The 13,898-nt window shown below is 71.9% G+C and carries 13 protein-coding genes; 5 read left to right on the forward strand and 8 right to left on the reverse strand.

Annotated features, from left to right (window positions below; genetic code table 11):
- Nucleotides 1-44 precede the first annotated feature (44 nt).
- The 7 genes from ACFWXQ_RS21050 to ACFWXQ_RS21080 all read right to left on the reverse strand — a co-directional run bounded on the left by ACFWXQ_RS21050 (nt 45) and on the right by ACFWXQ_RS21080 (nt 7,748).
- On the reverse strand, nt 45-971 hold the full coding sequence (locus ACFWXQ_RS21050; RefSeq protein WP_383955300.1) for an ABC transporter permease: 927 nt from the start codon (nt 969-971) through the stop codon (nt 45-47).
- Nucleotides 964-1,929, reverse strand: a complete 966-nt coding sequence (locus ACFWXQ_RS21055; RefSeq protein ID WP_383955308.1) for an ABC transporter permease — start codon at nt 1,927-1,929, stop codon at nt 964-966. The genes ACFWXQ_RS21050 and ACFWXQ_RS21055 overlap by 8 nt, the downstream gene beginning before the upstream one ends.
- 20 nt (nt 1,930-1,949) lie before the next feature.
- Nucleotides 1,950-3,533, reverse strand: a complete 1,584-nt coding sequence (locus tag ACFWXQ_RS21060; RefSeq protein ID WP_383955297.1) for an ABC transporter substrate-binding protein — start codon at nt 3,531-3,533, stop codon at nt 1,950-1,952.
- Between the two features lie 149 nt (nt 3,534-3,682).
- The gene (locus tag ACFWXQ_RS21065) at nt 3,683-4,783 is read right to left on the reverse strand and encodes an acyl-CoA dehydrogenase family protein (RefSeq protein WP_383952533.1); all 1,101 of its coding nucleotides are present in this window, start codon (nt 4,781-4,783) and stop codon (nt 3,683-3,685) included.
- Nucleotides 4,780-5,988 carry an acyl-CoA dehydrogenase family protein gene (locus tag ACFWXQ_RS21070; RefSeq protein ID WP_383952535.1) on the reverse strand — a complete coding sequence of 403 codons (1,209 nt, stop codon included), beginning with the start codon at nt 5,986-5,988 and terminating at the stop codon, nt 4,780-4,782. The genes ACFWXQ_RS21065 and ACFWXQ_RS21070 overlap by 4 nt, the downstream gene beginning before the upstream one ends.
- The gene (locus ACFWXQ_RS21075; RefSeq protein WP_383952537.1) at nt 5,985-6,965 is read right to left on the reverse strand and encodes an NADPH:quinone oxidoreductase family protein; all 981 of its coding nucleotides are present in this window, start codon (nt 6,963-6,965) and stop codon (nt 5,985-5,987) included. The genes ACFWXQ_RS21070 and ACFWXQ_RS21075 overlap by 4 nt, the downstream gene beginning before the upstream one ends.
- A gap of 117 nt (nt 6,966-7,082) precedes the next feature.
- Complete coding sequence (locus tag ACFWXQ_RS21080) at nt 7,083-7,748, reverse strand: helix-turn-helix domain-containing protein (RefSeq protein WP_383952539.1); 666 nt, start codon at nt 7,746-7,748, stop codon at nt 7,083-7,085.
- Between the two features lie 77 nt (nt 7,749-7,825).
- Here ACFWXQ_RS21080 and ACFWXQ_RS21085 point away from each other — a divergent pair, with 77 nt between their 5' ends.
- The 5 genes from ACFWXQ_RS21085 to ACFWXQ_RS21105 all read left to right on the forward strand — a co-directional run bounded on the left by ACFWXQ_RS21085 (nt 7,826) and on the right by ACFWXQ_RS21105 (nt 12,968).
- The gene (locus ACFWXQ_RS21085; RefSeq protein ID WP_383952541.1) at nt 7,826-8,761 is read left to right on the forward strand and encodes an NAD(P)/FAD-dependent oxidoreductase; all 936 of its coding nucleotides are present in this window, start codon (nt 7,826-7,828) and stop codon (nt 8,759-8,761) included.
- A gap of 385 nt (nt 8,762-9,146) precedes the next feature.
- Nucleotides 9,147-10,694, forward strand: a complete 1,548-nt coding sequence (locus ACFWXQ_RS21090) for an ATP-dependent DNA ligase (protein WP_383952543.1) — start codon at nt 9,147-9,149, stop codon at nt 10,692-10,694.
- Nucleotides 10,691-11,161: an NUDIX domain-containing protein gene (locus ACFWXQ_RS21095; RefSeq protein ID WP_383952545.1), complete on the forward strand. Its 471-nt coding sequence runs from the start codon at nt 10,691-10,693 to the stop codon at nt 11,159-11,161. The genes ACFWXQ_RS21090 and ACFWXQ_RS21095 overlap by 4 nt, the downstream gene beginning before the upstream one ends.
- Before the next feature lie 156 nt (nt 11,162-11,317).
- Nucleotides 11,318-12,703 carry an NADP-dependent succinic semialdehyde dehydrogenase gene (locus ACFWXQ_RS21100; protein WP_383952547.1) on the forward strand — a complete coding sequence of 462 codons (1,386 nt, stop codon included), beginning with the start codon at nt 11,318-11,320 and terminating at the stop codon, nt 12,701-12,703.
- Between the two features lie 25 nt (nt 12,704-12,728).
- Nucleotides 12,729-12,968, forward strand: coding sequence for a DUF6213 family protein (locus tag ACFWXQ_RS21105; protein WP_055617065.1), 240 nt, complete (start codon nt 12,729-12,731; stop codon nt 12,966-12,968).
- A 63-nt stretch (nt 12,969-13,031) separates the two neighbouring features.
- Here the strand turns inward: ACFWXQ_RS21105 and ACFWXQ_RS21110 are convergent, their stop codons facing one another.
- Complete coding sequence (locus tag ACFWXQ_RS21110; RefSeq protein ID WP_383952549.1) at nt 13,032-13,721, reverse strand: transcriptional regulator; 690 nt, start codon at nt 13,719-13,721, stop codon at nt 13,032-13,034.
- Nucleotides 13,722-13,898 lie beyond the last annotated feature (177 nt).

A 13,898-nucleotide genomic window follows, 5' to 3' on the forward strand; every position in this document is an offset into this window, starting at 1 on the left:
CCCCCGTACCGCCAGGATGTTCGCGCCGCCATCGGCTTCCGGTGTCACAGCATCAGCTCCGATCGGCTTCGCGGGTTGAGCCGTTCGCGCCAGGCGCCCGCGAGCCCCGCGATGGCGAGGGTGGCGGCGACGGCACACAGCCCCGGGAAGAGCGTGGGCCACCAGTCCCCGGCGAGCAGCGAGCCGCGCGCGCTCTGCACCAGCGTGCCGAGGCTGGCCTGATGGGTGGGCAGCCCCAACCCGAGGAAGGACAGGGCGGATTCGTGCCAGACGGCGTGCGGCACCATGAGGACGGCGGCGAGCCCGGCCTGGGGCAGCACGCCGGGCAACAGGTGCCGTACCGCGACCCGGTAGCGCGAGGCGCCGCCCGAGATGGCGGCGTCGACGTACGGCCGGGAGCGCAGCGAGAGGATCTCCGCGCGGACGATCCGGGCCGTCGACAGCCAGTGGGTGAGCGCCACCGAGACGACGACCGGCCACACCCCGGGCCGGAACATGGCGACGATGAAGATGCCGAGGAGCAGGTGCGGCACGGAAGCGAACACGTCCACGAGCCGCATCACCAGCCGGTCGGCCCATCCCCCGAACGCACCCGCGACCGCGCCGACGGCAGTGCCGACCACGGTGGACACGACGGCCGCCACCACTCCGACCAGGAGCGAGACCCGCAGCCCGTAGACACAGCGCAGCAGCAGATCCCGCCCCACGTCGTCGGTCCCGAACGGGTGGGCCAGGGAGGGCGGTTGGAGCTTGGCGGCCAGGTCCACGGCCTGCTGGTCGAGCTGGACGAAGGGCGGCACGAGGAGCACGGCCAGCACGATCACGGCCACGACCGCAGCCGAGCCGCGCACCCGCCACGCACGCGTGGAACGCCGTACGACCGCGCGCGTGCGCCACACCGTGGCTGTCTCGACGGCCTCGGTCGCCCCCGAAGCCCCTGTCACCCCAGTGGTCTTGGTCGTCTCAGCCATCGAAGCCCACCCTCGGGTCCGCGAGCCCGTACAGCAGGTCCGCGAGAAGGTTCCCCACCAGCACGGCGATCGTGGCGAGCACGGTCAGTGCGGCGAGCAGCGGGAAGTCGACGGCGGTGGCGGCCTCGACGGTCGCCGCGGCGATGCCGGGCCAGCTGAAGACGGTCTCCACGAGCAGTGCGCCGGTGATGAGTTCGGGCACGCGCGAGCCGATGAGCGTGAGCACCGGCAGCATTCCGGAGCGCAGGGCGTGCCCCAACAGGACGGTGCGCTCGGCGAGTCCACGCGCGCGTGCGCCCCGTACGGGGTCCTCCTGGAGCGCGTCGCCGACCCCCTGTCTGACGTACAGCACGAACCACGGCAGCTGGGAGAGGGCCAACACGCCTGCGGGCAGCACGAGATGGCGTACGACCTGGTCGGCCGTGACGACCGTGCTGCCGGTGTCCGTCAGGCCGCCGGCGGGCAGTACACCCAGCTTCAGGGCGAAGAACCACATCACCAGCAGGCCGAGCCAGAACGGCGGCGCGGCCTCCAGGGTGTACGCGAGCGAGGTGACGGCCCTGTCGGTCCAGCCGCCCGGCCGGCGCGCGGCGAGGACGCCGAGCAGGCCGCCCAGCAGGACGGCCACGAGGAAGGCCGTGGAGGCCAGCAGCACCGACCAGCCGACGCGTTCGGCAATCACGTCGGCGACCGGCTGCCGCAGGGCGCTGGAGTCACCGAGGTCGCCCCGCACGGCGGACGCCAGCCAGTTCCACCACCGGGTGACGAGAGGTTCGTCGGCACCGAGGTTGGCGCGCAGCTGGTCGAGGGTGTCCTGCGAGGCGCTGAGTCCGGCCGTGCCCGCGTACGCCTTGACGGGGTCGAACGGGGAGGCCGCGGCGATCGCGAAGACCCCGAACGTGACGATCCCGAGGACGGGGACGGCGAACAGGGCCCGCCGTCCCGCCAGTCGCGCCATGGGACCCCACGGCGGACGGCTCACGGCCGCCAGTCCTCGACGTTCCACCAGGGGCCCGCCGCAAGCCCGTGGTCGTGCGGTTCGACCTGCGTGGTCAGGTCGCCGAAGCGGTCGTCGACCACGTAGAGGTGGTCGATGTGGGTCAGGAAGGTGTAGCCGGGGTTCTTCACCAGCTCGCGCTGCACGGTGTCGTAGGCGGCCTTGCGCTCGGCCGGGTCGCCGCTCTCGCGGCCGGTCTTCAGGGCGCGGTCGACGGTGGCGTTGTCGTACCAGCCCATGTTGTTGAAGCCGTCGCCCGCGAGGTCGGACCTGAGGAGCGGGTACTGGTCGAAGTCGGGGTCGGCCGGTGAGCCGCCGCCCGCGAGCACCGCGTCCTTGGGCATGCGCGGCTCGATGACCTCCCAGGTGCCCGCCTGCACCTTGACCTCGACGCCGATCTTCTTGGCGTCGGAGGCGTACGCGAGGGCGTGGTCCTGGCGGAGCTTGTCGCCGGAGACGTACCAGAGCGGGAAGCTCGCGCGGACGCCGTCCTTCGCGCGGATGCCGTCCTTGCCGGGCTTCCAGCCGGCCGCGTCGAGGACCGTCCGCGCCTTCTTCGGGTCGTACGTCCGCTCGGTGCCCTCGGTGAACCACTCACTGTCCGTCGGGACGGGTCCGTGGGCCACCTTGCCGGCGCCTTCGAGGATGCCGTCGACCATGGCCTTCCGGTCGACGGCGATGTCGAGGGCGCGGCGCACGGCGGTGTTCCCGGTGACCTTGTTGCCGGTCGGCAGGGTGACCGTGCGGTAGTCGAAGCTCTTGGCCGCGTACGTCTTCTGGCCCGAGCCCTTAAATGCCTTGGCGAGGTTGGGCGGGAGGATCGCGCCGTCGAGGTCGCCGGAGCGCAGCCGGGTGGCGCGTACGTCGTCGTCCTTGATGATCGCCATGGTGAAGCGCTCGATCTTCGGAGGTCCGCCCCAGTAGCCGGAGTTGGCTTCGAGGACGAGCTGTTCGCCCTTGGACCACTTGGCAAGCTTGTAGGGCCCGGTGCCGACGGGCTTCGATCCGAACGCCCCCGTGTTGACGTCCTGGCCGCCGGCTATGTGCTCGGGCGCGATGGGCAGCACCGTGCGCTCCGCGAAGGGCGCGTAGGGGTACTTGAGCCGGAAGACGACCGTGTCGTCGCCCTTGGCCTCGACGCTCTCGATCGCGTCGAGCTCGCCCTTGGAGGCGTTGTTGGTCTTCTCGTCGAGGATCGTCTCGTAGGTGAAGACGACGTCCTTCGCGGTGAACGGCTTCCCGTCGCTGAACCTCACGCCCTCGCGCAGCGCGTAGGTGTACGTGCGTCCGTCGTCGCTCACCTTCGGCAGCGCGGCGGCGAGCGCGGGCTTCAGCTTCAGGTCGGCGTCGTGGGTGAGCAGCCCGTCGAAGATCTTGGAGTTGCCGTCCTTGCCGAAGCCGAGGAGCGGGCTCAGGGTCTCCGGTTCATAGGCGATGCCGACGACGGCCGAGGTCGCCGCGGCCCCACTCTTCCCCTCGCCGGGCGCCGAACACGCTGAGGCGACGGTCGCCAGAGCGGCGGCCGTCGCCAGGGCGCCCATACCTCGTATCGATCGGGCCCTCATGCCGCCCCCACCCCTAATGAAGATCAATAGTTATTGCGAACAGTTCGCAATTATGCATGATGGGGGAGGTTGGTAAAGCGAAGGCCCGCTCCTGTCCGGGGGGTCGGAGCGGGCCTTCGTGCCATCGACGGGAGGGGATCAGGGCGAGGTCAGGGAGCTTGGAGGTCCACCAGGCCGGCCAGTGCCTCCCGGTGGGCGCCCGCGGTGCCGTACGCGATCGAGTCGGCTTTGGCGCGCTTCAGGTAGAGGTGGACCGGGTGCTCCCAGGTCATACCGATACCGCCGTGCAGCTGGACAGCCTCCTCGGCCGCGTGCACCGCGACAGGCGACGCGTAGGCCTGGGCGACGGCGACCGCCACATCGGCGTCCGGGCTCCCGGCGGCCAGCGCGTCGGCGGCGTTGCGCGCCGCGGCGCGCGTGCCCACGACCTCCTGCCACAGCGCGGCGAGCCGGTGCTTGAGCGCCTGGAAGCCGCCGACCGGACGGTTGAACTGCTTGCGCTCCTTCAGATAGCGGACCGTCTCCGTCAAACACCAGTCGGCGAGGCCGAGTTGCTCCGAGACGAGCAGTCCGGCTCCGGCCCGCAGAGCACGCCGTACGGCCGGTGCGGCGTCCGGGGTGAGAAGGCGCGCCGGGGCCCCGTCGAAGGAGACGGTGGCGACCGGCCGGGTCAGGTCGAGGGAGACCTGCGGGGTGACCGTGACGCCATCGGCACCGGCCTCCACGGCGTACAGCCCGCCGTCCTCCGCGGGCACGAGCAGCACGTCCGCGGCGACCGCGTCAGCGATCCCGGTCAACTCCCCGTGCAGAGTGCCGTTTTCATGGCGTACGGACTTGTAGGGCGCCCCGGGCCCAGCGGACAGCGCCACCGCGAGTGCGCCGATCGTGCGGCCGGACGCGAGGGCGGTGCGCAGCTCGGCGGCCTCGTCGGAACCGCACGCGAGCAGCGCCTCGGTGGCGACGACGGCACTCGTCAGATACGGGACGGGGGCCACCGCGCGGCCCAACTCCTCTACGACGACGGCGACTTCGCGGTGCGTGGCACCCTGGCCGCCCTGTGCCTCGGGGACGAGGAGGCCCGCGAGACCCATGCCGTCCGAGAGGGCCTTCCACAACTCGGGGTCGTGGGGCCGGTCCGACTCCGTGCGGGCGATGACGCCCGGCGCGTCGCAGTGGTCCGCGAGGAGGTCGCGGACGGCGGCGCGCAGCGCCTCTTCCTCTTCCGAGTACAGCAGGTCGGGGGCGCTCATCGGGCCAGGTCCTTCCAGGCGACGTCCTTGTCGGTGCGCGGCTCGGAGGGCAGGCCCAGCACGCGTTCGGCGACGATGTTCAGCAGGACCTCGCTGGTCCCGCCCTCGATGCTGTTGCCCTTGGAGCGGAGGTAGCGGTAGCCGGCGTCGCGGCCGGTGAAGTCGACGAGTTCGGGACGGCGCATCGTCCAGTCCTCGTACAACAGGCCCTCCTCGCCGAGGAGTTCGACCTCAAGGCCGCTGATCTCCTGGTTGAGGCGGGCGAACGCGAGCTTCATGCCGGAGCCCTCGGGGCCCGGCTGGCCCGCGACGAGCTGCTGGCGCAGGCGCTCGCCGGTGAGCCGTGCGACCTCGGCCTCGACCCACAGCGTGAGCAGCCGCTGGTGCAGATCGTGGGTGCGCAGGTCGGGGCGCTCGCGCCAGGTCCTGGAGACCGGGCCGATCATGCCGCCCTCGCGCGGGATGCGCATGCCGCCGATGGAGACGCGCTCGTTCATGAGCGTGGTCTGCGCGACCCGCCAGCCGTCGCCGACCTCGCCGAGGCGGTGCGCGTCGGGGATGCGGACGTCGGTGAGGAACACCTCGTTGAACTCGGCCTCACCGGTGATCTGGCGCAGCGGCCGCACCTCGACACCGGGGTCGGTCATGTCGCAGATGAAGTACGTGATGCCGCGGTGCTTGGGCGCGTCCGGGTCGGTACGGGCGATGAGGATGGCCCAGCGGGCGAGGTGGGCGCTGGACGTCCACACCTTCTGCCCGTTGACCACCCAGTCCTCGCCGTCCCGGACGGCCCGCGTGCCGAGCGCTGCCAGGTCGGACCCCGCGCCGGGCTCGCTGAACAGCTGGCACCAGACTTCCTCGCCGACCCAAAGAGGCCTGAGGAAGCGGCTCTTCTGCTCCTCGGTGCCGTATCCGAGGATCGTCGGCGCGGCCATGCCGAGGCCGATGCCGATGCGCCGCGGGTCGTTGTCGGGCGCGCCCGCGGCCTCCAACTCGGCGTCCACGACGGCCTGGAGGGAACGCGGCGCACCGAGCCCGCCGAGGCCCTGCGGGTAGTGCACCCAGGCGAGTCCGGCGTCGAAGCGGGCCTTGAGGAAGTCCACCCGGTCGGTGTCGGCGACCGGGTGCACGGCCAGCAACTCCTGGGTGCGGCGGCGCAGTTCGGCGGCGTCGATCGCCCCGCTCCTGCTCGCGGCGTCGGTCATGCGACGACTCCGTTCTCGTCGAGGGAGGGCACCACGGCGACCCGGCCGGTGGTGACGCCGTCGGCGACCCGCTGCACCGCGGCGGCGGCCCCGCCCAGCGGCACGCGCTCGCTGACGAGCGGCTTGATCCCGCCCCGGGCGGCCAGCTCGGTGAGCTCCTCGTGGCAGCGCAGGACCAGCTTCGGGTCCTTGGTGTTGTAGAGGCCCCAGTGCAGGCCCAGGATCGAGTAGTTCTTCACCAGCGCGTGGTTGAGGCCCGGGCTCGGGATGCTGCCGCTCGCGAAGCCCACGACCACGATGCGGCCCTCGAAGGCCACGACCTTGGTGGACTGCGTGTAGGCGTCGCCCCCGACGGGGTCGTAGATCACGTCGGCGCCCCGGCCTCCGGTGGCCTCCTTCACGGCGGCTACGACGTCCTCGGCACGCCTGTCCACGACGACGTCACAGCCCAGCTCACGGGCGACGGCCGCCTTGTCGGCGCCGCCCACGACACCGATGACCTTGGCGCCCGCGGCCTTCCCGAGCTGCACGGCCGCGCTGCCGACCCCTCCGGCGGCAGCGTGGACGAGCAGCGTCTCGCCGGCCTCCAGACGAGCCCGCCGGTGCAGTCCGAACCAGCCCGTCTGGTAGCCGATGTGCAGCGCGGCGGCCTCGGCGTCGTCCAGTGCGTCGGGGGCGGGCAGGAGAGCGGCGGCGTCCGCGACGGCGTACTCGGCGAAGCCGCCGTACGGCAGCGCCGGGTTGGCGATGACGCGCCGCCCGTCCTCGGTCTCGCCGCAGATCTCCACGCCCGGCGTGAACGGCAGGGGCGGCCTGACCTGGTACTGCCCGCGGCACATCAGGGCGTCCGGGAAGTTGATGTTCGCGGCGCGCACCTTGAGCAGGACCTGGCCGTCACCGGGCGTGGGCCGCGCCACGTCCTCAAGCCGCATCACCTCGCCCGGCTCGCCGATCTCGTGCACTTGCCATGCCTGCATGCGGAGCCTCCACGGGACTGTGTCTGATTTGTTCGCACCTCAGGGGCGCCTCAGCCGGTGTCGATTGCATACTAAGCGGTCGCTTGCCCGCCTGGGAACACTCCGCGTAGGCCGTTGTCAGTCGTCTTCGCCACGCCGCTTCGGGCGCGCCCGTACGTGCATCCGCTCCCCCTGCCGCCCGAAGAGGCTCAGGAACTCCACCGGCCCCTCCCCCGTCGACCCGAACCAGTGGGGCACACGCGTGTCGAACTCGGCGGCCTCCCCCGGGCCGAGTACGACGTCGTGCTCGCCGAGCACCAGGCGCAGCCGCCCGGAGAGCACGTACAGCCACTCGTAGCCCTCGTGCGTCCGCGGGTCCGGCTCCTGCTTCCGCCGCGGTTCGAGCACCTTGTAGGCCTGGAGGCCGCCGGGCTGGCGGGTGAGCGGCCAGTGCGTACGGCCGTGCATGACGATGGGCTTCGCCGCGCGGATGCGGGGGTCGCCCACCTGTGGGGCCCCGACGAGTTCGTCGAGGGGCACCTGGTGGGCCCGGGCGATGGGCAGCAGCAGCTCCAGGCTGGGTTTGCGCAGCCCGGACTCCAGGCGGGACAGGGTGCTCACGGAGATTCCGGTGGCGGAGGACAGCCCCGCGAGGGTGGCACCCCGCTCCTTGCGGATGCGGCGCAGCCGCGGTCCGACCTCCGCGAGGACGTCGTCGGTGTCGGCATCGGTATCGGTGCCGGTGTCCGCGCCGGTGTCCGCGCCGGTCTCCTCGTGCCTCTGGTGCTCGTGGCGCTCGCTCATCTCCTCATTGCAGTTTCGGCAAAGACATTTGTCAATCCGGCAGGAGGTGGGCGACCTTCTCAGTGGAGGTGGTCACCATGACCGATAGGTACGAAGTGGTCGTCGTCGGAGGCGGCGCGGCCGGACTGTCCGCCGCGCTCGTCCTGGGACGCGCACGGCGGAGTGTGCTCGTGATCGACACGGGCGAGCCGCGCAACGCGCCCGCCGCACACATGCAGGGCTATCTGTCGCGGGACGGCATGTCTCCGGCGGAGTTCCTCGCCGTGGGACGCGAGGAGATCGCACGCTACGGCGTCGAACTCGTCCGGGACCGGGCGGTGGACGTGGCCAAGGACGCGGACGGGGAGTTCGACGTGACGCTCGAAGGCGGGCGTGCGGTGCACGGGCGCCGGCTGGTCGTCGCCACCGGCCTCGCGGACGAACTGCCGAAGGTGCCGGGGGTCGCCGAGCGCTTCGGGCGGGACGTGCTGCACTGCCCCTACTGCCACGGCTGGGAGGTACGGGACCAGGCCTTCGGCGTGCTCGCCACGACCCCCATGGGCGTCCACCAGGCGCTGATGGTTTCCCAGTGGTCGAAGGACGTGACCCTCTTCCTGCACACGGTCGCCGAGGATGAACTCGCGGACGAGGATCTGCGCAGGCTCGCCGCGGCCGGGGTCGACGTGGTGCCGGGCGAGGTCGCCGGACTGATCGTCGACGACGACCGGCTCACCGGGATCCGGCTGGCGGACGGCACGACGCACGAGCGCTCGGTCCTGTTCGTCGCGCCCCGGGCGATCCCGCGCACCGGCCTCCTGGAGCGGCTCGGCGCCGAGCTGCAGGAGACACCGTTCGGCACGTACGCCGTGGTCGACCCGACGGGTCTGACCAGCGTGCCCGGCGTCTGGGCGGCGGGCAACGCGATCGGCTTCGGCGAGCAGGTGGTGAACGCGGCGAGCGGCGGCTACCGGGCGGGAGCCACGATCAACGGAGAACTGCTCTTCACGGACCTCGACGCGGCCGTGCGGGCATAGCCGGGGGGGGCCGGGGCCCTGCACCCCCGGGCCAGGCCGGCCTCGCAGACGCAGACGCGGGCGCGGGCGCAGGCCCGAGCCGTGGCCACGTGGGGCACCCGGGACGCGGGACGCGGCCGTGCGCGTACGGCCCGGGGCCCGAGGCCTGCGACCCCGGGCCAGGCCGGCCTCGCAGACGCAGACGCGGGCGCGAGCGCAGGCCCGAGCCGTGGCCACGTGGGACACCCGGGACGCGGGACGCGGCCGTGCGCGCGTAGCCCGGGGCCCCGGGCCGTACGCCCCCGGGCCAGGCCGGGGCCCTGGACCGCAACCCACGGGTCCACGAGGGGCCCGAAGACCCCGTCGTGCGGGTGTGGATCGGGCGCCTCCGTTGCACCATGGCTGCATGCTGCTGCACCGGCTCGCCCGTGTGTCCCAGGAGGTCGCCGCCACCTCGGCGCGGTCCCGGAAGACGGCTCTGCTCGCGGAGCTGTTCCGGGACGCCGAGGCGGACGACGTGCCGATCGTCATCCCGTATCTGGCGGGCCGCCTCCCCCAAGGGCGGCTCGGGATCGGCTGGAAGATCCTCAGCACACCCGTACCGCCCGCCGCGGAGCCCACGCTGACCGTGCGGGAGGTGGACGCCCGCCTCACGGAGCTCGGCCAGGTCTCCGGCACCGGCTCCCAGGCTGAACGGGCTCGGCTGGTCGGCGAGTTGATGGGTGCGTGCACCGAGCCCGAGCAGCGGTTCCTGCTCGGGCTGATCGGCGGGGAGGTGCGTCAGGGTGCCCTGGACGCCGTCGCCGTGGAGGGCCTCGCCCAGGCGACGGGCGCGCCCTCCGCCGACGTACGGCGTGCGGTGATGCTGGCGGGCTCGCTCCAGACCGTGGCGGAGCGGCTCCTCGCCGACGGGCCGGAGTCGCTCGCCGAGTTCCGGCTCACCGTCGGCCGCCCCGTCCAGCCGATGCTCGCGCACAGCGCCTCGTCGGTCACCGAGGCGATCGACAAGCTCGGCGCGTGCGCGGTCGAGGAGAAGCTGGACGGCATCCGCGTCCAGGTCCACCGCGACGGCGACGACGTACGCCTCTACACCCGCACGCTGGACGACATCACGGACCGACTGCCCGAACTCACCTCCGCCGCACGGGAGTTGAAGGGCGAGCACTTCATCCTCGACGGTGAGGTCATCGCGTTCGACGAGGGCGGGCGGCCGCGATCGTTCCAGGACATCGCCGGCCGCGTGGGCTCCCGCGTGGACGTCGCCACGGCCGCCGAGGCCGTCCCCGTCTCCCCCGTCTTCTTCGACGCGCTCTCCGTGGACGGCCGCGACCTGCTCGATCTGCCGTTCGCGGAGCGCCACGCCGAGCTGGCCCGTCTGGTCCCCGAGCCGATGCGCGTACGACGCACTCTCGTGGCCGACCCGGCGGACGCGCGGGCGCGGGCCGCCGCCGAACAGTTCCTCGCCGACACGCTGAAGCGCGGCCACGAGGGTGTCGTGCTCAAGGGCCTCGACGCCCCCTACAGCGCCGGCCGCCGCGGAGCCTCCTGGCTGAAGGTCAAACCCGTACACACCCTGGACCTGGTCGTGCTGGCCGCCGAGTGGGGCCACGGGCGGCGCACCGGCAAGCTCTCCAACCTGCATCTGGGCGCCCGCAATCCGGACGGTTCCTTCGCCATGCTGGGCAAGACCTTCAAGGGTCTGACGGACGTGCTGCTGGCCTGGCAGACCGAGCGACTCCAGGAACTCGCGATCGAGGACAACGGCTGGGTCGTGACCGTCCGTCCCGAACTCGTCGTCGAGATCGCGTACGACGGTCTGCAGCGCTCGACGCGCTACCCGGCGGGCGTCACCCTCCGCTTCGCCCGGGTCGTCCGCTACCGCGAGGACAAGACCCCGGAGCAGGCCGACAGCGTGGAAACCCTGCTCGCCGCCCACCCGGAGGTCACGCCGTGACCGCCACCCCGAAACGCAGCGCGGGCCTGCTCCTGTTCCGCCGCACCGACCACGGCGTCGAGGTACTCCTGGGCCACATGGGCGGCCCGTTCTTCGCCCGCCGCGACGCCGGCGCCTGGTCCGTACCGAAGGGCGAGTACGAGCCCGACGAACCCGCCTGGGACGCGGCACGCCGGGAGTTCCAGGAGGAACTGGGCCTCCCGTCTCCCGACGGCGACCCCATCCCCCTCGGCGAGGTCACCCAGACGAACGGCAAGATCGTCACGGTCTGGGCCATCGAGGCGGACCTGGACGTCACGACGGTGACCCCCGGCACCTTCACGATGGAGTGGCCGCGGGGTTCGGGCCGCATCCAGGAGTTCCCGGAACTGGACAGAGTGGAGTGGCTTGACCTGGACCGGGCACGGGCTCTGCTGGTCAAGGCCCAGGCAACGTTCCTGGACCGCCTCGAAGGGCATACGGGCTAGCTCCAAGGGCACGCGTGCAGGCAGGCGCGCCCCGTCAGGGGCGCGGGGAACTGCGCGACCAGCCACATACGGCCCGCGCTTTGAGTACCACACGTTGCGACACCTCCCACCCAGCGAGAGGGTCGAAGGCACACTCTGCTTCAGGAGGTCACAGCCATGCCCATCGCCACCGTGAACCCGGCAACCGGCGAGACGCTCAAGACCTACGACGCCTTGGGCCCCGAGGAGATCGAACGCCGCCTCGCGGCCGCCGAGGCCGCCTTCCACACCCACCGCACAACCCCGTTCGCGGAGCGCTCAACGCTGATGCACCGAGCCGCCGACCTCCTGGAAGGCGACGCGCAGGACATCGCCCGCGTGATGACGACGGAGATGGGCAAGCCGGTCAAACAGGCCCGCGCGGAGGCCGCCAAGTGCGCGAAGGCGATGCGCTGGTACGCCGACCACGCCGAGGAACTCCTCGCCGACGAGGAGGGCGACCCGTCCGACGCCAAGGACTCCGGCGCCTCCCGCGTCCTCGTGCGCTACCGCCCGCTCGGCCCGGTCCTGGCGGTCATGCCGTGGAACTTCCCGCTCTGGCAGGTGATCCGCTTCGCCGCGCCCGCGCTGATGGCGGGCAACGTCGGCCTGCTCAAGCACGCCTCGAACGTCCCGCAGACCGCCCTCTACCTGGAGGACCTGTTCCGCCGGGCGGGCTACCCGGAGGGCTGTTTCCAGACACTGCTCATCGGCTCGGGCGCGGTCGAGGACATCCTGCGCGATCCGCGGGTCAAGGCGGCCACCCTGACCGGCAGCGAACCGGCGGGCCGCGCGGTCGCCTCCGTCGCCGGGGACGAGGTCAAGAAGACGGTCCTGGAGCTCGGCGGCAGCGACCCGTACGTGGTGATGCCGTCGGCTGACGTCGACCGGGCGGCGCAGATCGCCGTGACGGCCCGCGTCCAGAACAACGGACAGTCGTGCATCGCCGCCAAGCGGTTCATCGTGCACACGGACGTCTTCGACGCCTTCGCCGAGCGCTTCACCGCGGGCATGAAGGCCCTGACGGTGGGCGACCCCCTGGACGAGAACACGGACGTCGGCCCGCTCTCCACCGAACAGGGCCGCGGCGACCTGGAGGAACTCGTCGACGACGCCGTCGAGAGCGGCGCGACCGTCCTGTGCGGCGGCGAGCGTCCCGACGGGTCCGGCTGGTACTACCCGCCGACCGTCCTCGCCGACATCACCCCCGAGATGCGCATCCACCTGGAGGAGGCCTTCGGACCGGTGGCGACGCTCTACCGCGCCGCCGATCTCGACGAGGCCGTGGCGATCGCCAACGACACGCCGTTCGGGTTGAGTTCCAACGTCTGGACCCGCGACGAGACCGAGATCGACCGTTTCGTACGCGATCTGGAGGCGGGCGGCGTGTACGTCAACGGGATGACGGCCTCCCACCCGGCGTTCCCGTTCGGCGGGGTGAAGAGGTCCGGTTACGGGCGTGAGCTGTCGGGACACGGAATCCGAGAGTTCTGCAACATCACCACCGTATGGCACGGAGCGTGAGCGTTCCGGAGCTACGATCCCCACTGTGAACCGCGAAGTGACCCTGCCTCTGATCGTCGACGACCGCGGTACCTTGCAGGTTTCCGCGGCCGACGTGAGCAAGCTCCTGCGAACGATGGGTGGTCGGTGGCTGCATCTTGTGGAAGCGGGGCAGGACGGGCTCGACGAGGACACCGTCGCCGCGCTCACGATCGAGCTTGCGAAGCTTGCCGACCGGATTGATGTGGCGTGCATTGCGCACAGCAGTGGGAGTGCGTCCGGCTAGGAGTTTGCAGGTCGTCTGAACGCTGCGGGCTCGTTGTGGCTGGTCGCGCAGTTCCCCGCGCCCCTACGGGGCACGGTTGTCCTGCTCCCACAAGGTGTGCCAGAACCGCGTCTCGGCGGCCTGCAGCAAGCCGCCATACCGGTGGACCCGGCCCTCATCGATCCTCCCCGCGTCGAGGGCTGCCTGCACGGCCGACAAGGCTCGCTGCTCCAGCTCGGGTGACGGCTCGGCGAAGAAGTCGAAGAAGCCACAAGAGGCATCGTCGAAGCCGTAGTGGTCGCGCAGGGAGTCGGCGATCGTGGCGCAATAGCCGCCCCAGGCCGCGAAGTTGGCGCTGAGGGCGAGGACCACCTCGGCCGGTGAGCCGTTCAGGGCCAGCCAGGCGACGTACGCGGGGTAGGCCTGGCAGTCGGCGAGGGGCTCGTACGCCGCCTCCCGTGCCGTGTCCACGCCGCAGGCCGCCGCGTACGCCCCTAGCCGGTCCTGGGCCAGCGTCTCGCCCTCCGCGAGCATGCCGAAGAAGGCCGCGCACTCGGGGCCGGCGGTCGTTCCCTCCGCCGCCGACCGTTCGGCCAGGTGGAGGAACGCGCGGCGGTCCGCTGCGATGACATGGCGCTGTTCGAGGGCGAGGGCCGCGAGCGTGTCGCGGCGGGCCGCGCCCCGGGCGATCAGCGGGAGGAGACGGTTGGCGTGGGGGTCGGGGGCGAGCTTTCCGGTGGTGCTCTCCAGCAGTTCCCTGGCCGTCCGCGTCATCGCGTACTCCTTCGGTTCGGCTGACTCGCTGACCCTGCGACCAGAGTGCCACGCCGACCCCGGGGTCCCCGATCTGGAGTAATCCGGCGCGATATCCGCGCCCCGCCGGGTGATCGTGGTGGAACCACCCTTCCGCCGAGGAGAGGGAGTTCCCGGCGGGCGAGAGAAGGCGCAGGC

The organism is Streptomyces sp. NPDC058697 (genome assembly GCF_042715345.1).
GTDB classification, from domain to species: domain Bacteria; phylum Actinomycetota; class Actinomycetes; order Streptomycetales; family Streptomycetaceae; genus Streptomyces; species Streptomyces liliifuscus.